Source organism: Xanthomonas bonasiae (assembly GCF_014836395.1).
Taxonomy (GTDB): domain Bacteria; phylum Pseudomonadota; class Gammaproteobacteria; order Xanthomonadales; family Xanthomonadaceae; genus Xanthomonas_A; species Xanthomonas_A bonasiae.
Window position 1 is genome coordinate 145,501 of the sequence record NZ_JACSQX010000007.1, and the last position, 20,951, is coordinate 166,451.

At 70.0% G+C, this 20,951-nt stretch carries 20 protein-coding genes; 6 read left to right on the top strand and 14 right to left on the bottom strand.

Annotation, left to right across the window (positions count from 1 at the left end):
* Positions 1 to 42 precede the first annotated feature (42 nt).
* The gene (locus H9658_RS12880; RefSeq protein WP_191825627.1) at positions 43 to 807 is read right to left on the bottom strand and encodes a DUF4349 domain-containing protein; all 765 of its coding nucleotides are present in this window, start codon (positions 805 to 807) and stop codon (positions 43 to 45) included.
* 155 nt (positions 808 to 962) lie between these two features.
* Positions 963 to 1,319 carry a GFA family protein gene (locus tag H9658_RS12885; protein ID WP_179565925.1) on the bottom strand — a complete coding sequence of 119 codons (357 nt, stop codon included), beginning with the start codon at positions 1,317 to 1,319 and terminating at the stop codon, positions 963 to 965.
* Positions 1,320 to 1,422: 103 nt separating this feature from the next.
* On the opposite strand from H9658_RS12885, the gene H9658_RS12890 reads away from it, so the two are divergent.
* Positions 1,423 to 3,240, top strand: a complete 1,818-nt coding sequence (locus H9658_RS12890; protein WP_191825628.1) for a DUF885 domain-containing protein — start codon at positions 1,423 to 1,425, stop codon at positions 3,238 to 3,240.
* 209 nt (positions 3,241 to 3,449) lie between these two features.
* Here H9658_RS12890 and H9658_RS12895 read toward each other — a convergent pair whose 3' ends face one another.
* Entirely contained in the window at positions 3,450 to 5,279 is a 1,830-nt protein-coding gene (locus H9658_RS12895; RefSeq protein ID WP_191825629.1) for an ABC transporter ATP-binding protein, read from the bottom strand.
* A 100-nt stretch (positions 5,280 to 5,379) separates the two neighbouring features.
* On the bottom strand, positions 5,380 to 6,342 hold the full coding sequence (locus H9658_RS12900; RefSeq protein ID WP_191825630.1) for a helix-turn-helix domain-containing protein: 963 nt from the start codon (positions 6,340 to 6,342) through the stop codon (positions 5,380 to 5,382).
* Between the two features lie 91 nt (positions 6,343 to 6,433).
* On the opposite strand from H9658_RS12900, the gene H9658_RS12905 reads away from it, so the two are divergent.
* Positions 6,434 to 6,850 carry a rhodanese-like domain-containing protein gene (locus H9658_RS12905; RefSeq protein WP_179565933.1) on the top strand — a complete coding sequence of 139 codons (417 nt, stop codon included), beginning with the start codon at positions 6,434 to 6,436 and terminating at the stop codon, positions 6,848 to 6,850.
* A gap of 738 nt (positions 6,851 to 7,588) precedes the next feature.
* Here H9658_RS12905 and H9658_RS12910 read toward each other — a convergent pair.
* From H9658_RS12910 to H9658_RS12935, 6 genes are all read right to left on the bottom strand, one after another.
* Positions 7,589 to 7,999 carry a VOC family protein gene (locus tag H9658_RS12910; protein WP_206259551.1) on the bottom strand — a complete coding sequence of 137 codons (411 nt, stop codon included), beginning with the start codon at positions 7,997 to 7,999 and terminating at the stop codon, positions 7,589 to 7,591.
* Positions 7,996 to 9,603, bottom strand: coding sequence for a serine hydrolase (locus H9658_RS12915; protein ID WP_191825631.1), 1,608 nt, complete (start codon positions 9,601 to 9,603; stop codon positions 7,996 to 7,998). The genes H9658_RS12910 and H9658_RS12915 overlap by 4 nt, the downstream gene beginning before the upstream one ends.
* Positions 9,604 to 9,859: 256 nt before the next feature.
* Positions 9,860 to 11,113, bottom strand: coding sequence for an RNA polymerase sigma factor (locus H9658_RS12920; RefSeq protein WP_191825632.1), 1,254 nt, complete (start codon positions 11,111 to 11,113; stop codon positions 9,860 to 9,862).
* A gap of 55 nt (positions 11,114 to 11,168) precedes the next feature.
* Positions 11,169 to 11,576 carry a VOC family protein gene (locus tag H9658_RS12925; protein ID WP_179565939.1) on the bottom strand — a complete coding sequence of 136 codons (408 nt, stop codon included), beginning with the start codon at positions 11,574 to 11,576 and terminating at the stop codon, positions 11,169 to 11,171.
* A gap of 42 nt (positions 11,577 to 11,618) precedes the next feature.
* Entirely contained in the window at positions 11,619 to 12,041 is a 423-nt protein-coding gene (locus H9658_RS12930; RefSeq protein ID WP_191825633.1) for a VOC family protein, read from the bottom strand.
* A 42-nt stretch (positions 12,042 to 12,083) separates the two neighbouring features.
* Positions 12,084 to 12,500 carry a YciI family protein gene (locus H9658_RS12935; protein ID WP_191825765.1) on the bottom strand — a complete coding sequence of 139 codons (417 nt, stop codon included), beginning with the start codon at positions 12,498 to 12,500 and terminating at the stop codon, positions 12,084 to 12,086.
* 178 nt (positions 12,501 to 12,678) lie between these two features.
* On the opposite strand from H9658_RS12935, the gene H9658_RS12940 reads away from it, so the two are divergent.
* Positions 12,679 to 13,080, top strand: coding sequence for a YciI family protein (locus H9658_RS12940; protein ID WP_191825634.1), 402 nt, complete (start codon positions 12,679 to 12,681; stop codon positions 13,078 to 13,080).
* Between the two features lie 110 nt (positions 13,081 to 13,190).
* On the opposite strand, the gene rraA is transcribed toward H9658_RS12940, so the two are convergent.
* Complete coding sequence (rraA, locus tag H9658_RS12945) at positions 13,191 to 13,673, bottom strand: ribonuclease E activity regulator RraA (RefSeq protein ID WP_191825635.1); 483 nt, start codon at positions 13,671 to 13,673, stop codon at positions 13,191 to 13,193.
* Between the two features lie 135 nt (positions 13,674 to 13,808).
* Here rraA and H9658_RS12950 point away from each other — a divergent pair, with 135 nt between their 5' ends.
* The 3 genes from H9658_RS12950 (at position 13,809) to H9658_RS12960 (ending at position 16,849) form a co-directional block, all read left to right on the top strand.
* On the top strand, positions 13,809 to 14,639 hold the full coding sequence (locus H9658_RS12950) for a DUF72 domain-containing protein (RefSeq protein ID WP_191825636.1): 831 nt from the start codon (positions 13,809 to 13,811) through the stop codon (positions 14,637 to 14,639).
* 215 nt (positions 14,640 to 14,854) lie between these two features.
* A complete protein-coding gene (gene kdgT, locus H9658_RS12955) occupies positions 14,855 to 15,820 on the top strand; it encodes a 2-keto-3-deoxygluconate transporter (protein ID WP_191825637.1) in 966 nt (321 codons plus the stop codon).
* Positions 15,821 to 15,901: 81 nt separating this feature from the next.
* On the top strand, positions 15,902 to 16,849 hold the full coding sequence (locus H9658_RS12960) for a DMT family transporter (protein ID WP_179565953.1): 948 nt from the start codon (positions 15,902 to 15,904) through the stop codon (positions 16,847 to 16,849).
* An 18-nt stretch (positions 16,850 to 16,867) separates the two neighbouring features.
* Here H9658_RS12960 and H9658_RS12965 read toward each other — a convergent pair whose 3' ends face one another.
* The 3 genes from H9658_RS12965 to H9658_RS12975 form a co-directional block, all read right to left on the bottom strand.
* The gene (locus tag H9658_RS12965; RefSeq protein ID WP_191825638.1) at positions 16,868 to 17,935 is read right to left on the bottom strand and encodes a GGDEF domain-containing protein; all 1,068 of its coding nucleotides are present in this window, start codon (positions 17,933 to 17,935) and stop codon (positions 16,868 to 16,870) included.
* An 88-nt stretch (positions 17,936 to 18,023) separates the two neighbouring features.
* Positions 18,024 to 18,743: a pseudouridine synthase gene (locus tag H9658_RS12970; protein WP_179565957.1), complete on the bottom strand. Its 720-nt coding sequence runs from the start codon at positions 18,741 to 18,743 to the stop codon at positions 18,024 to 18,026.
* A gap of 131 nt (positions 18,744 to 18,874) precedes the next feature.
* The gene (locus H9658_RS12975; RefSeq protein WP_179565959.1) at positions 18,875 to 20,881 is read right to left on the bottom strand and encodes a DEAD/DEAH box helicase; all 2,007 of its coding nucleotides are present in this window, start codon (positions 20,879 to 20,881) and stop codon (positions 18,875 to 18,877) included.
* Positions 20,882 to 20,951 lie beyond the last annotated feature (70 nt).

Genomic DNA, 20,951 nt, shown 5'->3' on the forward strand with positions numbered 1-20,951 from the left:
ACCCCGCTCCTACACAAGTGGCACCTGGCGAGCGCCAACTTTCTAAGCGCGCCTGCGTCGCCGACGCAGCCAGGCGACCAGCCACCACAGCATCACCCCGAGCAGCACGAACGGGGTCAGCGCCGCGATCGTACGGATCGCCCAGGCGGTGGCGGAGGCGAAGATCGCGCCCGTGTCGGCGAAGGCTTCGCCGATCTCGCTGCGGCTGCGTTCGCCGTCGAGCGCGGCGAACTGCAGGGTCAACCGCTGCGTCTCGATACGCCGGCGCTGCTGCGCCGCCTCCTGGCTGGCGGCCAGCAATTGCGTATCGAGTTCGGCCAGCTTCGCCGACAGGCTGATCATGTCGGCGACGCTGAGGTCGCGGCGCTGCTGGAATTCCTGCAGGCGGCGCTGTTCGGCCTGCAGGCGCTGCTGCAACGCGGCGTTGTCCTGCACCGCCTGCGCCAGGTCCTCGGCATGGGTGCTGCGGCTGCCGATCTCGCCGCCATTGCCGGCCTGCGCGATCATCGGCTCCACCCCGGCGGGCACGATGCGCACGCTCAGTGCGGCCCGCGGATAATCACCGCCGCTTTGCTGCAGCGACAGCACGTTGCAGGCGCCGAAGCGTCCGTTGAGGCAGCTGTCCTGGGCCTGCTTGAGCCGCGCCTCGATCTGCGCCGCCGGCAGTTGCACGTTCACCTCGTGCTCGTAGGCCAGCATCGCCGCGCGTCCGTCCGCGGTCGGTGCCGCGGCGGGCGCGGCAGCGGGCGCCTCGGCCGCGCTTTCGGCGCTGTGCTTGGAGCAGGCGGCGAGCGCCAGCATCAGCATCAAGGGCGCACAGACGATGCGGATGGTGCTTCTTGCGGGAGCGACGCCGGGTGGACTCGGGCCATCCGTCGCGACAGGCCTTCCCGGTGCAGCCCGTCGCGACTGAACTCGCTCCCACACCATGGTAGGTAGCCACCAGTACCGCGAGCGCGCCGTCACAGGCTCGCTCCGTCCACCGCGTGCACCTGCAGCGCGCGCAGGTCCAGTTCGGGCAGGCAGCGCACGTTGACCGCCACCGTCGCCTCGCCGGTCTTGGGATGGGTGCCTTCGCTGAACGGCGCGATGCCGCAGTCCGGGCAATGGTGATGGTCGATGTGCTGGCGATGGAACCGATACGTGCCCAAGGCCTGCGGCGCGCTGCGCAGCGATAGCGCCGCGCGCGCGCCGAACCACAGCAGCCCGCCGCGGCGGCGGCACATGGAGCAGTTGCAGTCGTAGACCTCGGCGATCGGCGCCTCGGTTTCCAGTTCGAATGCGATGCGGCCGCAATGGCAACTGCCCGTGTAGTTCATCCCTGCGCTCCCGTCCAAGAAGAGGCGCCAGAATAATCCACGACAGGTGCGCGCGCCGCCGCGGCCGCCTATGCTTGGGAATCGACCCACCACAGGAAACCCGATGCGCAAGCACCTGCTCGCTGCCGCCCTGCTCGCCGCCCTCGCCGGCTGCCAGAAACCCGCCGACGCGCCGACCGCGGCGCCCGCCGCCACGCCCGGCGCGGCCGCCGATGCGGCCGACCCGGCCGCCGACGCCGCCTTCGCCGCGCTGTCCAAGCGTGCCGTGGACACCTGGATGCAGCTGTCCCCGGTCGGCGCCACCCAGACCGGCGATCACCGCTACGACAGCGAGCTGGACGATCTCAGTGCCGCCGGCCGGCAGAAGAGCCTGGAGGCGAGCAAGCAGCTGCTGGCGGACCTGGACAAGCTGCAGGTGACCAAGCTCTCGCGCGAGAACCAGGTGGATGCGGCGATCCTGCGCAACCAGTTGCAGTCGGACATCTGGAGCAGCGAAGTGTCGCAGAGCTGGGCCTGGGATCCGCAGGTCTACAACGGCCTGGCCGGCGGCGCGATCTACGGCTTGATGGCGCGCGAATTCGCGCCGCTGCCGGAGCGGCTGAAGTCCGCCACCGCGCGCATGGAGAAGATCCCGGCGCTGTTCGCGCAGGCGCGCGCGAACCTGGACCCGGCGCGGGTGCCGCAGATCAACGCGCAGACCGTGGCCAAGCAGAACCAGGGCATCCTCAGCATCGTCGATACGTTCATCGCTCCGCACGTGAAGGAACTGCCGGATGCCGACGCGCAGCGCCTGCAGGCGGCGATCGACGGGCTGAAGAAAGCGGTGGCCGAACAGCAGACCTGGCTGGACAAGACCCTGGTGCCCAACGCCAAGGGCGATTTCCGCATCGGCGCGGAGAAATACGACCAGAAGCTGAAATTCGCGCTCAACTCCTCGCTGTCGCGCGCCGAGATCAAGCAGCGCGCCGAGGCCGAGCTCAAGCGCGTGCGCGAGGAGATGTACGGCATCGCCCGCACCGTGCTGAAAGACCGCCCGAACGTGCCGGCGCTGGTCGATGCGCCGAGCGACGCGCAGCAGCAGGCCGCGATCGAGGCGGCGCTGGAGCTGGCCTACGCGCAGCACCCGGCGCGCGACAAGGTGGTCGAGGACGCCAAGGCGTCGCTGGCTTCCTCCACCGAATTCGTCCGCAGCAAGAACCTGCTGACCCTGCCCGACGCGCCGGTGGACATCATCCTGATGCCCGAGTTCCAGCGTGGCGTGGCGGTGGCGTACTGCGACTCGCCCGGCCCGCTGGACAAGAACCTGAAGACCTTCTACGCGGTGTCGCCGATTCCCGACGACTGGAGCGCGCAGCAGGCCGAATCGTTCCTGCGCGAATACAACGGCCGCATGATCCACCTGCTGAGCATCCACGAAGGCGTGCCCGGCCATTACGTCGAAGGCTGGCACTCGGCCAAGTTCCCCTCGACCCTGCGCGGCGTGCTGCGCTCCGGCACCTTCGCCGAGGGCTGGGCCGTGTACACCGAACGGATGATGCAGGAGCAGGGCTACCTGGACAACGATCCGCTGTTCCATCTGGTGCAGCTGAAGTTCTACCTGCGCACCCTCGCCAACGCGCTGCTCGACCAGGGCGTGCACGTGGACAACTGGAGCAAGGAACAGGCCATGCGGCTGATGGTGCACGACACCTTCCAGCAGCAGAGCGAAGCCGAAGGCAAGTGGGTGCGCGCGCAGCTCACCTCCGCGCAGCTGCCGACCTACTTCGTCGGCGTGCAGGAACACCTGGACCTGCGCAAGGCGATGCAGGCCAAGCTCGGCGACAAGTTCGACCTGAAGGCCTACCACGACCAGGTGCTGTCCTACGGCGCGCCGCCGGTGCGTTTCGTGCGCGAGCTGATGCTGGACGAGCCGATTCAGTGAGAGGCCGGGATTTGGGATTCGGGAGTGGGGATTCGTAGAAGCGGTCCCCCGCGCCCGATAACCTCGCGCGATCCAACTGGAGAAAAGCCCCCCTTGAGTCAAGGGGGGCGCGCCGACAGGCGCGGGGGATCTGGATGGTGATGAGCCGGGGCCCACGGTTTGCGTAGCAAACTGTGGGGGCGTTAGCGCGAATGCGATGACGCCGCTCGCTAGCGCGCTCCGACGAATCCGCCGGTCTGCCGCGCCCACAGCCGTGCGTACAGGCCTCCGTGCGCGACCAGTTCGGCGTGGGTGCCGGTTTCGACGATCGCGCCCTGGTCCATGACCACCAGCCGGTCCATGCGCGCGATGGTCGAGAGCCGGTGCGCGATCGCGATCACCGTCTTGCCTGCCATCAGTTCGTCCAGGCTGTCCTGGATCGCCGCCTCCACTTCCGAATCCAGTGCCGAGGTGGCTTCGTCCAGCACCAGGATCGGCGCGTCCTTCAGCAGCACCCGGGCGATGGCGATGCGCTGGCGCTGGCCGCCGGACAGCTTGACCCCGCGTTCGCCGACATGCGCCTCGTAGCCGCTGCGGCCTTCGCCGTCGCGCAATGCGTCGATGAAGCCGTCGGCGCGCGCCTTGCGCACCGCCGCCAGCAGTTGCGCCTCGCTGGCGTCGGGGCGGCCGTACAGCAGGTTGTCGCGGATCGAGCGGTGCAGCAGCGAGGTGTCCTGGGTGACCAGGCCGATTTGCCCGCGCAGGCTTTCCTGGGTCACCGTGGCGATGTCCTGGCCGTCGATCAGGATGCGCCCGCTCTCCAGGTCGTACAGCCGCAGCAGCACGTTGACCAGGGTCGATTTGCCGGCGCCCGACGGCCCCACCAGGCCGATCTTCTCGCCTGCGCGCACCTGCAGGTCGAGCCCGGCGATCACCCCGCCGCGCTTGCCGTAGTGGAAATGGATGTGCTCGAAACGCACCTCGCCGCGGCTGACCTGCAGCGCCTGCGCATCGGCGCGGTCCTGCACCTGGATCGGCTGGGCCACGCTCTCCATGCCGTCCTGCACCGTGCCGATGTCCTCGAAGATGCCGTTGACCACCCACATGATCCAGCCGGACATGTTGTGGATGCGGATCACCAGCCCGGTGGCCAGGGTGATCGCGCCGACGCTGATCCGGCCCTGGCTCCACAGCCACAGCGCCAGCGCGCAGGTGCCGACGATCAGGAAGCCGTTCAACGCGGCGATCGAGGAATCCATGGCGGTAGTCATCCGAGTCTGCCCGCAGTGCTTGACCGCAAGCTCCTGGATCGACTCGCGCACGTAGGCCTCCTCGCGCCGCGCATGCGCGAACAGCTTCAGCGTGGCGATGTTGGTATAGCCGTCGACGATGCGGCCCATCGCCTTGGAGCGCGCCTCCGAGGCGATCCACGCACGCTGCTGCAAGCGCGGCACGAAGTACGCCATCAGTGCCACGTAGGCGACCAGCCAGCCGATCAACGGCAGCATCAGCCGCGCGTCGGCCTGCGCGAACAGGTACAGCGCGGTGCCGGTGTAGACCAGGATGTACCACAGCGCATCGACCATCTGCACCGCCGAATCGCGCAGCGAGGTACCGGTCTGCATGACCCGGTTGGCGATGCGTCCGGCGAAATCGTTCTGGAAGAAATTCAGGCTCTGCCGCACCACGTAGCTGTGCATCAGCCAGCGCGTGCGGTTGCTCAGCCCGGGCAGGATCGCCTGGTTGACCAGCAGGTTGTGCAGCCCGGTCAGCAGCGGCCGCGCGATCAGGGTGATGGCGGCCATCCACAGCAGTTCGTCGCGGTGGCGCGCGAAGAAGTCCAGCCCCGGCGCCTCCGCCACCAGATCGACGATGCGCGCCAGGAAATCGAACATCGCCACCTCGACCAGCGCCAGCAGCAGCCCGGCCACCAGCGTGGCGGCGAACACCGGCCATACCGGGCGCAGGTAGAACGCGTAGAAGCGCCACACTCCGCGCGGCGGCGTGCGCGGATCGATCTCGGGGAATACGGGAATCAGCGACTCGAACCAGCGGAACATTGCGGACCATCCTCTTGCAAGACGCGCAGCGTAGCCGATGCCGGTGTCCTCGCCATGTGCGCTCGCGCTGGGTGGCTCGGCCTGCGCACGCGTTCAGGCCTCAGGCGAACTGCCCGAAGCCGCTGCGGTACACCGAAGGCGCCACGCCCACATGGCGCCGGAACGCGGCCCGGAACGCCTCCAGCGTCTCGAAGCCGCAGGCCGCGGCCACCCGCTCCAGATCCAGCCGTCCGTCCTCCAGCAAGGCTTTCGCCGCGCGCACCCGCTCCTGCTGCAGCCAATGCGCGGGGGTGGTGCCGATCGCGGCCTTGAAGCGGCGGTAGAAGTTGCGTTCGCTCATCGCCGCCGCCCGGGCCAGGTCCGCGGCGCCGATACCGGTGTGCAACTGCTGCCGCGCCCAGTCGAACACGCCGTCGAACGGATGGCTGCGCGGCGCGGCGACCGGGCTGGCGACGAACTGGCGTTGCCCGCCCTCGCGGTGCGGCAGCATCACCAGGCGCTGCGCCACGCGGTTGGCCACGGCGGTGCCGAAGTCGCTGCGGATCAGATGCAGGCCGGCATCGATGCCCGCGGCGCTGCCGGCCGAGGTCACGATGCGGCCGTCTTCCACGTACAGCGCATCGCAGACCAGCGTGCTGGCCGGAAAGCGGTCCTGGAACTGCTGCGCGTAACGCCAATGCGTGGTCGCCCTGCGCCCGTCGAGCAACCCGCAATGGCCGAGCAGGAACGCGCCCGAGCAGATCGACAGCAGCCGCGCGCCGCGTGCATGCGCCGCGCACAGCGCCGCCTTCAAGGCTGCGCCGGGCAACACCGCCGTCCCGCTCCAGCCCGGCACCACGATCGTATGCGCCTTGCGCAACAGTTCCAGACCGCCGTCGGCGGCGACCCGCAGCCCGCCGATGCCGCTGTGCACCTTGCGCGCGGTCATCGCCACGCCGAAGCGGTACCAGGGCAGGTCCAGTTCCGGCCGCTGCAGGCCGAACAGCTCGGCGGCGATGCCGAACTCGAACAGGCACAGGTTCGGATAGGCCAGCGCGACCACGTAGGGCGGCGTTTTCGTCATGGCAGAAAATGACCGATGTTCGTCAATCCTGCCAGTGTAGCCGCGGTGGCGCCGGCGGCACACTGTCCGCTCCCACCCCGAGGACACGCCCATGCCGAACCCCGTGCTGCAGACACCTGCCGCCTCCAGCGCCGACGCGCTGCGCCATTTCGCCGCCAAGCGCTCGCTGGAGACCGATTGCTGGGACGTGCACGCCGCGATGTCCGGCGCCGACGCCGGCTTCGTCCTGCTCGACGTCCGTTCCCCGGCGCTGTACGCACAGGGCCACCTGCCGGGGGCGCGCAACCTGCCGCACGCCAAGATCGTGCAGGGCAAGCTGTCCGCCTATCCGGCCGACACCCTGTTCGTGGTGTATTGCGCCGGCCCGCACTGCAACGGTGCCGACAAGGCGGCCGTGCGCCTGGCCGCGCTGCAACGGCCGGTGAAGCTGATGATCGGCGGCGTCACCGGCTGGCTGGACGAGGGTTTCGCGCTGGTGCGCGGCGATACCGGTACCGACGCGGCATGATCGATCGCGGTCACCTGGCACTGCACGAGTAACTGTGGGAACGGTGCTGCCGCTATATGGTTTCTTGCGGGAAGGACTTCCGTCCCGACTGCTGCCGGAGCCGCAGACCCTCTGGCTTCGATGTCGCGGCTGAAGCCGCTCCTACGAAAAGCCGTGCGTGTCGGAGGCTATCCGCACGTCCGGCCAGGCTTCTTGTGGGAGGGACTTCCGTCCCGACTGCTGCCGGGGCCGCAGGCCTTCCGGCTTCGATGTCGCGGCTGAAGCCGCTCCTACAAAAAAGCGGTGCGTGGCGAAGGCTATCCGCACGCCGACCTGCTTCTTGTGAGAGAGACTTCAGTCCCGGCTGCTGCCGGGGCCGCAGGCCTTCCGGCTTCGAGGTCGCGGCTGAAGCCGCTCCTACAAAAAGCTGTGCGTGTCGGAGGCTATCCGCACGCCGACCTGCTTCTTGTGGGAGGGACTTCAGTCCCGACTGCTGGCGGAGCCGCAGGCCTTCCGGCTTCGATGTCGCGGCTGAAGCCGCTCCTACAAAAAAGCGGTGCGCGTCGAAGGCTATCCGCACGCCGACCTGCTTCTTGTGGGAGGGACTTCAGTCCCGACTGCTGGCGGAGCCGGAGGCCTTCCGGTTTCCAGGTCGCGGCTGAAGCCGCTCCTACAGCTGGCCTGGCGATCTACACTCGTTTCCTGCGCCGCGCACCTGCACCGGGACGGCGGCCCGCGGCATCGCCGCAGCCACCGTGCTCATTCCGCGCCATGGCAGCACACGCACAGCTTGTTGCCGTCCAGGTCGCGGAAGTACGCGCCGTAATAGTGCGGGTGGTAGTGCGCGCGCAGCGCGGGTGCGCCTTCGCAGCGTCCGCCCTGTGACAACGCCAGCGCATGGCAACGATCCACCAGCGCCCGGTTCGCCGCCTGCAATGCGAGCATCTGCCCGTTGCCCGGGGTCGCCGGCTGGCCGTCGAAGGCACGGCCGATCAGCAGCAGCGGCCGCGGCGCGTCCGCCGCGGTCCAGCCGGCCCAGCCGCGCGCGTCGTCGCGGAATTTCAGCTGCAGCCCCAGTGCCTGCAACAGCGGCGCATAGAACGCGAACGCGGCCGGGAAGTCGTTCACCCCGAGATGCGCGTGCGAGAGCATCGCCACGGCCTCGTTCACGACGCGGCGGCCACCGGGGTCAACAACAGGTCCTGGAAATCGAAGCTGAAATCGGTCAGCGGCGAGATCGCTTCCATGCGTACCTCGCGCACCTTGCCGTCGGGGGTCAGCGCGAAATTGACGAAGGCATCGGCATTGAGCGAACGGTCGCGCCAGCGCACGATGAAGGTGTCGTGCTGCCAGTGCTCCAGCGTGCCGACCAGTTGCGCGGTCTTGCTGAAACGCAGTTCCAGCTGCTTGCCGCGCTGCACGATCGCCACCTCGCCGTACCACGGATCGCGATAGGTCCCTGCATAGCCGGCCAGCGGCAGCGACGGCCTGGAGGTGGCATCGCGCGCAGCCTGGTGCTTGCTCCAGTCCTCGTCGGCCTTCGCGTCGGCCTTGGCCACCGCGGCGGCATAGGCGGCGGTCCAGTCGGTCGTCGGCGCGCCCAGGTAGGCATCGAGCACCTGCAGGGTGAGCGCGTTGAACGCCGCGCCGACCTCCTGGTTGGTCAGCACGATCACGCCCAGCTTCTGCTCCGGCAGCAGCGTCAGCCGCGACACCATGCCCGGCCAGCCGCCGGTGTGCCAGACCAGCTTGTGCCCGCGGTAGTCGCTCAGGCTCCAGCCCTCGCCGTAGCCGGCGAAGTTGGGTTTGGCCGGCAGCAGTTGCGGCACGCTCGGTTCGGCGATGGCGATCGGGGTGATCACCTGCCACATCTCCTGCTGCCGCTGCGCGCTGAACAGGCGCCGCTCCTGGCCATCGGCCGACGGCAGGCGTCCGCCGTCGAGCTGCACCTGCATCCACTTGGCCATGTCGTGCACGCTGGCGTAGATGCCGCCAGCGCCGGAATTGTTCGACCAGGTCAGGGGCGGCACCGGGCGCAGGTCGCGGAAATCGAACTTGGCATGGCCGACCGCCGCGCGATCGCCGGGCTGCAGGTAGTCGCTGTTGATGCGCGCGCCGCTCATGCCCACCGGCACGAAGATGCGCTGGCGCACGAATTCTGCGTAGGACTGCCCGGAAACCTGCTCGATCACCTTCTGCGCCACTGCGTAGAGGATGTTGTCGTAGGCATAGCGGTCGCGGAAGCCGCCCTTCAGCGGCACCTGCGCCAGGCGCCGCACCACCTCCTCGTTGCTGTAGCTGGTCGCCGGCCAGAACAACAGGTCGCCGGCGCCCAGGCTCAGTCCGCTGCGGTGGCTGAGCAGGTCGCGCACGCGCATCTCGCGGGTCACGTAGGGATCGGCCATCTGGAACCACGGCAGGTGCTCGATCACCCGGTCGTCGAGCGCGAGCTTGCCCTCGTCGGCCAGGATCGACAGCGACGCGGCGGTGAACGCCTTGGTGTTGGAGGCGATCGCGAACAGGGTCTGCGCGTCCACCGGCTCGGGCTTGCCGAGTTCGCGCACGCCGTAGCCGCGCTCCAGTACCACCTGGCCGTCCTTGACGATGGCGATGGCGATGCCGGGCACGTCGAACTGCTTGCGCACGCGCTCGACCCGCGTATCCAGGTCCTGCAGCGCAGGCGGCAATGCGGCGTCCACCTGAGCGGGCGCCTGCGCCTGCGCGGTGGCGGTCATCGCCAACAACAGGCCGCAGCCCATCGACATCGTCTTCAAATCCGTCGCTCCTCGCAGAAAAAACCGAAAAAGAACCAAGCCGGCGCAGTACCGCGGCTTACGTCCGCGGCGCGGCGCAGGCCGCCTCGCCAACCACCATGCCAGCCGTCAAACCGCAGGGCGATCCGGCAGTGAGGCGAGGCGGCACCCCTGCCCGACATCGTCCGCAGCGCAGCGATGCCGCATGCGCCACCCCACCCCGCGCCAGCGCAGCACGGAGTGTAGGACAGCCGGCGGCATGCGCGGCAGTGCCGCGCTACAGCGCCGCCGCTCGCGCCAGCAGCGCCTGCCGCTCGCGCATGTTGGCGGTGAGCGCGGCGGCCTGCGCGAAGGCCGCGCGCGCCTCATCGGTGCGGCCCAGGCGCTGCAGCACATCGCCGCAGGCCGCTGCCAGCGGCGCGTAGTCGCGCAGCCGCGGATCCTCGCGCAAGGGCTGCAGCAAGGCCCAGGCCGCAGCCGCGCCCTCGGCACGCGCCACCGCCACCGCGCGGTTGAGCTCCACCACCGGCGAAGGATGCCGTTGCGCCAGCCGCGCGTACAGCGCCGCCAGCCGCGTCCAGTCGGTGTCCTCGGCGCGGCGCGCGCAGGCATGGCATTCGGCGATGGCCGCCTGCAGCACGTAGGCGTCGTCGCCGCCGCCCAGCGCATGCGCGCGCCGTAGCGCGTCCTGGCCGCGCGCGATCTGCAGCCAGTCCCAGCGCGCCCGGTCCTGCTCTGGCAACAGCACCGGGCTGCCGTCGGCGCGCACCCGCGCAGCGCTGCGCGAGGCCTGCAGTTCCATCAGCGCCAGCAGCCCATGCACCTGCGGCCACGCCGGCAACCGATGCGCCAGCACCCGGCCCAGCCGCAGCGCCTCCTCGCACAGCGCCGGACGCATCCAGTCGTCGCCGGCACTGGCCGCATAGCCTTCGTTGAACACCAGGTAGACCACTTCCAGCACCGAGGCCAGGCGCTGTCGCAGCGCCGCCTGCCGCGGCACCTCGAACGGCACCCGCTTCTGCGCCAGGGTGCGCTTGGCGCGGACGATGCGCTGCGCGATGGTCGGCTCCGGCAACAGGAACGCGCGCGCGATCTCCTCGGTGGTCAGACCGCCGAGCAGGCGCAGGGTCAGCGCCACCCGCGCGTCGGCCGGCAGCAGCGGATGGCAGGCCACGAACATCAGCCGCAGCAGGTCGTCGCCGATGTCGTCCTGCAGCGCGTCGCTGTCGTCCGGCGCGGGCAGCGCCTGCGGCTGCAGCGCCTCGCCCCACTGCGCGTGCTGGCCGGCGATGCGCTGGTGCTGGCGCAGCACGTCGATGGCGCGATTGCGCGCGGTGGTCATCAGCCACGCTCCGGGGTTGTCGGGAATGCCCTGCGCGGGCCAGCGCTCCAGCGCGGCCAGCCAGGTGTCCTGGACCAGTTCCTCGGCGCGGCCGACGTCGCCGCCGAGCAGCCGGGACAGGCGCGCGATCAGGCCCGGCGCCTCCATGCGCCAGACCGTCTCCAGGCGTTGCGCGAACGCGGTCTCCATGCGCGGAATCAGAGCACCGGATGCGCCGCGGCACAAGCCGCGGCGGCAGTCGCGCTCAGCCCGGCGCGCCGCTCATGTGCGCGATCTCCCACAGGTGGCCATCGGGATCCTCGAAGCCGCGCTGGTACATGAAACCGTAGTCGCGCGGCGGCTGCGGCTCGCGCGCGCCTGCGGCCAGCGCTTTTCCCAGCAACGCATCGACCGCGGCGCGGCTGGGTGCCGACAACGCGGTGATGACCTCGGTGCGCACACGCGCATCGCTGATCGGCTTGCTGGTGAAGCCGGCGAAGAACGGCTCGGTCAGCAGCATCACGAAGATGCTGTCGCTGACGATCATGCAGGCCGCATTCTGGTCGGTGAAGGTCGGATTGAAGGCGTAGCCCAACGCCGCGAAGAAGGCCTTGGAGGCCTCCAGATCGCGGACCGGGAGGTTGACGAAGATCATCTGCGGCGCATCGGACATGGCGGCGTTTCTCGATCAAGGGCATGCAGGAATGCGTGGGAATCACGGCTGTTTCATGCAGTTGACCATCCACGGCTTGCCGTAGCGATCGACCAGCATGCCCCAGCGCTGCGCCCAGAACGTCTCGGCGAGCGGCATGCCGACCTGGCCGCCGGCGCCCAGCGCGGCGAACACCCGTTCGGCCTCCTCCACCGAATCCACCTCCACGTTGATGGTGGTGGTGCCGGCGCCCTGCGCGGCGTGGCTGTCGGCCGCCATCAGCACCGCGCCGCCGGCTTCGAGCTGGCTGTGCGCGACCTGGTCCAGCGTGTCCGGCGGCATCTCGCCGCAGCCGTCCATGCTGTCGCTGGGCGGCATGTCGCGATAGGTCATTTCCGACACGACGCTGCCGCCCAGGGCCTGCGCGTAGAACGCCATCGCCTCGTGGGTGCTGCCGTCGAAGCTCAGGAACGGAATCAGTTTCATCTTGGTCTCTCCTTGCGGTGGTGGTGGCAGTGATGGCTTGGCTCAGCCGGGATTGCACTCGCGCAGGCGGCGTTGCCGGGCCTGCAGCAGATCGGGAGGGAGGGCGTCGCCAAGTTCCTGCAGGTCCATCAAGGGGCGCAATTCGACCTCGGTGCCTGCTTCGAACGGGGCACGCTTGAGCCACTCGGTGGCCTCGTCCAGCGAGCGCACCTGCCACAGCCAGAATCCGGCCACCAAGTCGCCCGTCGCGGCGAAGGGACCGTCGATCGCCTGCCGCTGCTGCGGCTCGAAACGCACGCGGCGGCCGCGAGAGCTGGGCTGCAGGCCTTCGGCTGCAAGCAGGATCCCGGCCTCGGCCAACTGATCGTTGTAGGCGCTCATCGCCCGCCACTCGTCCTCGCTGGGCAGGCGCCCGGTCTCGGAGTCGGCAGTCGCCTTGACCAATACCATCACTTTCATCGCGTTCTTCCTGGGTGCGGCCGCTGGTGGGACCGTGCATTGGGTACGACGCCCGGGGAAGACGGAAATCGACAGACCTGCGCAAAAAATTTCGGGGAGATCGGATGCGGCGCCGCAACACACGGCCGCAGCGCGCTGAGCGATCATGGGCCTCCCGTTGCCGCCGGCCGCTCGCCCCATGCAATTCCTGCTGCTGATCTACATCGACGACTCCTTGCTGCAGGCCCTGCCCGCCGAGGAATACGACAGCCTGATGCGCGATTGCCTGCAGCACGCCGATGCGCTGCAGGCCGACGGCACCCTGGTGCTGGCGCAGCAACTGCAGCCGGTGGCCAGCGCCCGCACCCTGCGCTCGCGCCAGGGCCAGCTGCGCATCACCGACGGCCCCTTTGCCGAGACGCGCGAACTGCTCGCCGGCTTCAACCTGATCAATGCGCGCGACCACGACGAGGCGGTACGCATCGCCAAGCACTTCCCGTGGTCGCGCTTCGGCAGCATCGAGGTGCGGCCGCTGGCCGACATGGACGCCGAACGCGCGCGGGTCGGTGCGACGGCCGCGAGTCGGATCTCCGCTGCATAGCCGCGCCGCGTCCGCCAGGCGCGGGCTGCCGGGGAGTACCGCAGCGGCGCGGGTGCCGCGCGCGTGGCGCAGCCGCTAGGCAGGGCGTCAGCCCTGCCGAGAAGACACGCTCACGCCGCGTGCAGCGCCTGCGCGGCGACCAGCACGCCGTTGCGATCGGCGTACAGCCAGTGCCCGGGCACGAACGCCACGCCGGCAAACTGCAGCGGCACATCGACCTCGCCGAGGCCGCGTTTTTCGGTCTTGCGCGGGATCGCGGCCAGCGCCTGCACGCCCAGCGGCAGCGCCGCCAACGCCTCCACGTCGCGTACGCCGCCGTAAATCAACAGCCCGGCCCAACCGTTGCGTACCGCGTTCTCGGCGATCTGGTCGCCGAGCAGCGCGCAGCGCAGCGAGCCCTGCCCGTCGACGACGATGACGCGGCCGGCGCCGGGCGTGGCCGCCAATTCGCGTACCCGCGAGTTGTCCTCGAAGCAGCGCACGGTGACGATCCGCCCGCAGAACGCGGCGTGGCCGCCGTAGCTGTGGAACAGCGGTTCGGCGACCTGCACCTCGGGATGGTCGTCGCACAGATCGGGAGTGGTCCAGGTCATGGTCGGTCCGGGCAGTAGGCGGCGCCTGGATGGTAGCGCGACGCCAACGCGGCGGCAGCCGCAGCGGCCATGCACGCGACACAGGCGCGGGCTGCGGCACAATTCGCCTCCCTGTCCGCGCCGGCGTGCACTGCCATGAACGATCTCTTCGACTCCGCCCCGGCCGCGCCGGACGGCATCCGCGTCGGCATCGGCGGCTGGACCTATGCGCCATGGCGCGGCGGCATGTTCTACCCGCAGGGACTGGTGCAGCGCCGCGAGCTGGAATACGCCAGCCGCCACGTCACCAGCATCGAGATCAACGGCACCTACTACGGCACGCAGAAACCGGATACCTATGCGCGCTGGCGCGACGAGGCGCCGGCCGATTTCCTGTTCTCGGCCAAGGCGCCCAAGCGCATCACCGGCATGCGCAAGCTGGCCGCGGCCGGCGCGCAGATCCAGGACTTCGTCGGCGGCATCGCCACGCTCGGCGACAAGCTCGGCCCGCTGGTCTGGCAGTTCGAGCACGGCCGCACGCTCGACCTCGACGAGCTCGCCGCATTCCTGGAGCTGCTGCCGCCGCAGGCCGGCGGCCGCCGCCTGCGGCATGTGCTGGAAGTGCGCGACCCGGCCTGCGTCGGCCCGCGCCTGCTGGAGCTGGTGCGCCGCCACGGCGTGGCCACGGTGTTCACCGATTCGCCCGACTTCCCCTCCTTCGCCGATCTAAGCGCCGACTTCGTCTACGCGCGGCTGATGCGCAGCCGCGCCGAACTGGCGCACGGCTATGCGCCCAAGGAATTGCGCGCCTGGGCGGCGCAGGCGCAGGCCTGGCGCCGCGGCGAGGATCCGGACGCGCTGCCGCACGCCGGCACGCCGACCGCCAGGGCCAAGCCGCGCGAGGTCTTCGTCTATTTCATCAGCGCGGCCAAGGAACGCAATCCGGCCGCAGCGATGGCGCTGCTGGCCGAACTCGGCAAGCGCTGAGCACACGGCAGCGGCGCGAGCGAGCGCGGGCAGGCGCAGGCGCAGGCGACCGACCGCACAGTACCGCTGCGACGTGCGGCTGAACCGGGCACAGACGGCACCGCGCCGCGACACCCTTCGCGCAATGCAGTTGCAGTACAAGCGGGAACGCAGAACGACACCGGCGCATGCCGGCGCCGGACGCGCCTTTTTTCCCGAGCGGACATCCAATCCCGATGCAGATCAAGCGCACGCTCGAACGCGTTCCAGGCGGCATGATGCTGGTGCCGCTGCTGCTCGGCGCCGCCTGCCATAGCGCATGGCCGCAGGCCGGCGCCTTCCTCGGCTCGTTCAGCCAGGGCCTGATCGGCGGCGTGGTGCCGATCCTGGCGGTGTGGTTCCTGTGCATGGGCGCCTCGATCCAGCTGCGCGCCAGCGGCCGGATCCTGCGCCAGTCCGGCGTGCTGCTGCTGACCAAGCTCGGCGTGGCCTGGCTGGTGGCGGTGCTCGCGGCACGGCTGCTGCCGCCGGCGGGGATCGCGCAGGGCTGCTGGAAAGGCGTCTCGGTGCTGGCCCTCGTCGCGGCGATGGACATGACCAACGGCGGGCTGTTCGCCTCGCTCATGCAGCAGTACGGCAAGCCCGGCGAAGCCGGTGCGGTGGTGCTGATGTCGCTGGAATCGGGCCCGTTGATGACCATGCTGATCCTCGGCAGCGCCGGCATCGCGGTGTTCGAGCCGCGCCTGTTCCTTGGTGCGGTGTTGCCGCTGCTGGTGGGGTTCGCGCTCGGCAACCTGGATCCGCAGCTGCGCGCGCTGTTCGCCGCGGCGGTGCCCGCGCTGATCCCGTTCTTCGCCTTCGCGCTGGGCAATACGCTGGACCTGCACGTGATCGCCAGCGCCGGCGTGCCCGGCGTGCTGCTCGGCATGCTGGTCGTCGTCGTCACCGGGATCCCGTTGCTGTTCGCCGATCGGCTGCTCGGCGGCGGCAGCGGCAGCGCCGGCATCGCCGCCTCCAGCACCGCCGGCGCCGCGGTGGCCACGCCGGCGCTGATCGCGGCGATGGCGCCGCAGTTCCGTGCGGCGGCCCCGGCCGCCACCGCGCTGGTGGCGACCTCGGTGATCGTGACCTCGCTGCTGGTGCCGCTGCTGACCGCGCTGCACGCGCGTGCGCGCGCAAAGCGCGCTCCACCCGGCGATTGACGCGGCACCGGCGACGCGATTGCAGGGTCCCCGGCGAAAACGCCGTCCGCCGCGCCGGCGGTTTACGCGACAATAGGCGCCATGCCCCTGCACCCCACCACCAAAGCCCAACTGCAAATCCATTTCTGCGTGCTGCTGTGGGGAATCACCGCGATCCTCGGCAAGCTGATCACCCTGCCGGCGCTGCCACTGGTGTGGTGGCGGATGCTGATGGTGGTGGCGGCACTGGCGCTGCTGCCGCGGGTGTGGCGCGGGCTGGCCGCGCTGACCCCGAAGCTGGCGCTCGGCTACGCCGTGGTCGGCGCCCTGGTCGGCCTGCACTGGCTGACCTTCTACGGCGCGATCAAATTGGCCAACGCCTCGGTGGCGGCGACCTGCATCGCGCTGGCGCCGGTGTTCACCGCGGTGATCGAACCGTGGGTGGCCAAGCGCCCGTTCCGCCCCAGCGAACTGGTGTTCGGCCTGGCGGTGCTGCCGGGCGTGGCGCTGGTGGTCGGCGGCGTGCCCGACGGGATGCGCGCCGGCGTCGTGGTCGGCGCGGTCTCGGCGCTGTTCGTCGCCGCGTTCGGCTCGCTCAACAAGCGCCTGGTCGACCATGCCGATCCGCTGACCGTGACCGCGCTGGAACTTGGCGCCGGCACCCTGACCCTGACCCTGCTGGCGCCGCTGCTGCCGTTCGTGCTGCCGGCGCTGAGCGGCCCGTTGCTGGTGCTGCCGAGCCTGCACGACACCTTGCTGCTGCTCGCCCTGGCGCTGCTGTGCACGCTGCTGCCGTTCGCCCTGGCGCTGGTCGCGCTGCGCCGCCTCAGCGCCTACGCGGTGCAGTTGGTGACCAACCTGGAGCCGGTCTACGCGATCGTGTTCGCGATCCTGCTGCTGGACGAGCAGAAGGAGCTCACCGCGCTGTTCTACCTCGGCGTGGCGGTAATCCTGGGCGCGGTGTTCCTGCATCCGTTGCTGACCCGCGACAAGCCGCTGCGGCACCCGGAACTGCTGGCGACCTCCGAAGCGAAGAACGCGCTGGACTGAACCCGCCGCCGGCGCGGTTCACTGCGCCAGCGAGACGCAATCGCGGCCGGCGCGCTTGGCCCGGTACAGGGCCTGGTCGGCGCGCTTGAGCAACTGATCGGCGTTTTCGCCCGGCTGCTGGGTGGCCACGCCGAAGCTGGCGGTCAACGGCACGCCGAGCTGCAGCAGGGAGACTTCCTGGCGCAGCGTCTCGCATTCGTGCATGGCCTGGCGCGCGTCCAGCCCCGGCAGCAGGATCGCGAATTCCTCGCCGCCGTAGCGCGCCACCAGGCTGTCCGGCGGCGCCTGCGCGCGCAGCATGTCGGCCAGCGCCAGCAGCACCGCGTCGCCCTTGTCGTGGCCGTGCAGATCGTTGATGTGCTTGAAATAGTCCAGGTCGAGCAAGGCCACGCTGAGCGGCACGGCGCCGAACTGCGCGGTCTCCGCATTGACCATCAACGCGGTGGCGAAGGCGCGGCGGTTGAACAGCCCGGTCAACGGATCGGTGCGCGATTGCTCGAGCAGGTCGGCGTTGAGCGATTCCAGCGAAGCCTGGTACCGGGCCAGTTGCTGCTCGTAGCGTTCGCGTTCGCGCAGTTGCAACGCCAGCGCGTGGCTGGTGCGGCGCAGCTCGATCAATTGCATCACCTGCCGCGACAGCGCCTGCAACGCCACCACCTGCTCGGGCTCGAGCGTGCGCGGGCGGTGGTCGAGCACGCACAGCGCGCCCACTGCCAGCCCCTCGCGGTTCAACAGCGGCGCGCCCGCATAGAAGCGGACGCCGACCTCGGTGACCAGCGGGTTGAACGCGAACCGCGGATCCGCGGCCGCGTCGGCGACCACCAGCACGTCCTGCGGGGCGAGAATGGTGTGGCCGCAGAACGAGTCGTCGCGCGAGGTGCTGAGCAGGGTGACGTTGCGCTGCGACTTCAGCCACTGCCGCTCGTCATCGACCAGCGAGATCAGCGCCGACGGCGTATCGCACAGGCTGGCGGCGATGCCGACCAGGTCGTCGTAGGACGCTTCCGGCTCGGTATCCAGGATCTGCAGCGCATGCAGCGCGCGCAGGCGGTCGGCTTCGTTGTCGGGCTTGCGTGGCTTGATCACGGGAGCGGGCGGCAGGGCAGCGGGATGCGCCGCGGAGTATCGCCAATTTCGGCACAACTGCCAGTGAAAAGCCGCGCCGCGGCCGGCCTTACCAGTCCTGGCGCTGCGGCAGCAGGCCGCGCAGTTCCTGCTCGGTGAGGTTGCGCCACTGCCCCGGCTTCAGCGCGCCGAGCTTGATGTTGTCGATGCGCACCCGGCGCAGCTGGGTGACGCGGTAGTCGAACGCGGCGGCCATCAGCCGGATCTGCCGGTTCAGACCCTGCTCGAGCACGATGCGGAAGCCGAACTTGGCGATCCGCGCGGTGCGGCACGGCAGCGTGGTCTCGTTGTGCACGCGTACCCCGCGCGCCATGCCGCGCAGGAACTCGTCGCTGACCGGCTTGTTCACCGCCACCAGGTATTCCTTCTGGTGGCGGTTCTCGGCGCGCAGGATCTCGTTGACGATGTCGCCGTTGCTGGTCATCAGGATCAGGCCCTCGGACTCCTTGTCCAGGCGCCCGATCGGGAAGATGCGCTGCTCGTGGCCGACGAAATCGACGATGTTGCCCTTGACCTCGCTCTCGGTGGTGCAGGTCACCCCGACCGGCTTGTTCAGCGCGATGTAGACATGGCGGCGGCCGGATTTCTGCTTGGCGCGCGCGCGCAGCGGCTGGCCGTCGACCTGCACCTCGTCGCCCTCGCCCACCACCGCGCCGACCCCGCCGGGCCGGCCGTTGACGGTGACGCGGCGCGCGGCGATCAGCCGGTCGGCCTCGCGGCGCGAACAGTAGCCGGTTTCGGCGATGTGCTTGTTGAGGCGGATGGACATTGAGCGGGGATTCGGGAGTCGGGATTCGGGAGTGGCAAAAGCGGGCTACCGCCATCTGTGGCGGCAGCGAGGGACTCAGGGACACAGGAGCGGGGACGAATCCCCACTCCCGAATCCCCAATCCCGGCCCCTCAGCGCTTCGGCGGCCCCTTGCGCGGCGGGCGTTCGCCGGCGCGGTCGGCGATGCGGGTGGCGGCGCCGGCCGGGCGCGGACCGGCCGCGTTCGGGCGGCCGCCGGGCTTGCCGGCGGCGCGCGCGAACTTCGGCTTGAACGGCGCGCTGGCGCCGGCGTCGTCGCCGTCGAGCTTGCGCATCTGCAGTTGCTGGCCGGAGACCCAGACCTTCTTCAGGTGGGTCAGCAGTTCGCGCGGCATGTCCGCCGGCAGGTCCAGCACCGAATGGTCGTCGTGGATGTCGATGCGGCCGATGTACTTGCTCTCCAGGCCGGCCTCGTTGGCGATCGCGCCGACGATGTTGGCCGGCTTGACCCCGTGCTGGTGGCCGACCTCGATGCGGTAGGTCTCCATGCCCACTTCCGGCTCGCCGCGCGGCGCCTTGGGCGCCTTGTCGCGGCGCGGCGCCTCGAAGCTGCCGACGTCGCGCTGGTAGTCGAAGTCGGGGCCGTGCCCGGCCGGCGCGGGACGCGGCGCACGCGGCGCGCGCTCGCCCTCGTCGCGGCGCGGCGGGCGCGCCTCGCGGTCGAACTTGGGCTCGAACTTGGGACGTTCGCTGCGCTCGCCGCGGTCGGCGCGCTCGCGGCGCTCGGCGCCCGGGCGCTCGAAGCGCTCGCCCTGCGGCGGACGCGCCCGCTCCGGCGCCAGCAGCAGCGGCGTGTCGCCCTGCAGCAGGCGCGCCAGCGCGGCGGCCACTTCGACCATCGGCACGTTCTTCTCGGTCTCGAAGCGCTGCAGCAGATCGCGGTAGGTGTCGATGCCGCCGCTTGCGATGGTCTCGCTGATCTTTTCCATGAAGCGGGTCACGCGCTGGTCGTTGACCGCGTCGACGCTGGGCAGCTGCATCTCTTCGATCGGCTGCCGGGTGGCGCGTTCGATCGCGCGCAGCATGCCCTTCTCGCGCGGGCTGACGAACAGGATCGCCTCGCCGCTGCGGCCGGCGCGGCCGGTGCGGCCGATGCGGTGCACGTAGCTTTCGGTGTCGTACGGGATGTCGTAGTTCAGCACGTGGCTGATCCGCTCCACGTCCAGGCCGCGCGCGGCCACGTCGGTGGCGACCAGGATGTCGAGCTTGCCGTCCTTGAGCTGCTGGATCACCCGCTCGCGCTGCGACTGCTGGATGTCGCCGTTGATCGCCGCGGCGGCCAGGCCGCGCGCCTGCAGCTTCTGCGCCAGTTCGTCGGTGGCGGCCTTGGTGCGCGCGAACACGATCATCGCGTCGAACGGTTCCACTTCCAGGATGCGGGTCAGCGCGTCGAGCTTGTGCAGGCCGCTGACCGCCCAGTAACGCTGGCGGATGTTCGCCGACGTGGTGGTCTTGGAGGCGATGATGACTTCGGCCGGATCGTTCAGATAGGTCTGCGCGATGCGCTTGATCGCGGTCGGCATGGTCGCCGAGAACAGCGCCACCTGGCGCGAGGCCGGCAGCTTCTTCAGCACCGCCTCGACGTCGTCGATGAAGCCCATGCGCAGCATCTCGTCGGCCTCGTCCAGCACCAGCGTCTTCAGCTCCGACAGATCCAGGGTGCCGCGCTCGAGATGGTCGATGACCCGTCCCGGGGTGCCCACCACCACGTGCACGCCGCGCTTGAGCGCCGACAGCTGCTGCACGTAGGGCTGGCCGCCGTACACCGGCAGCACCTGGAAGCCGGGGATCGCGCCGGCGTAGCGATGGAACGCCTCGGCGACCTGGATCGCCAGCTCGCGGGTCGGCGCCAGCACCAGCGCCTGCGGCTTGCGCTGGTTGAAGTCCAGCCGCGACAGAATCGGCAGCGCGAACGCGGCGGTCTTGCCGGTGCCGGTCTGGGCCTGGCCGAGCAGGTCGCGGCCGGTCAGCAGCGCGGGAATGGTGGCGGCCTGGATCGGCGACGGCGACTCGTAGCCGACATCGGCGACGGCCTTCATCACAGCAGGCGAGAGGCCGAGATCTGCGAACAGCAGCGGCGCGGGGGTATCTTGGGACATGGGAGACTCCGGAGGCGCCGCAGAGAACCGGCAGGCGCAAAGAAGCACATTGTGCGCCTTGGCGGGCCGC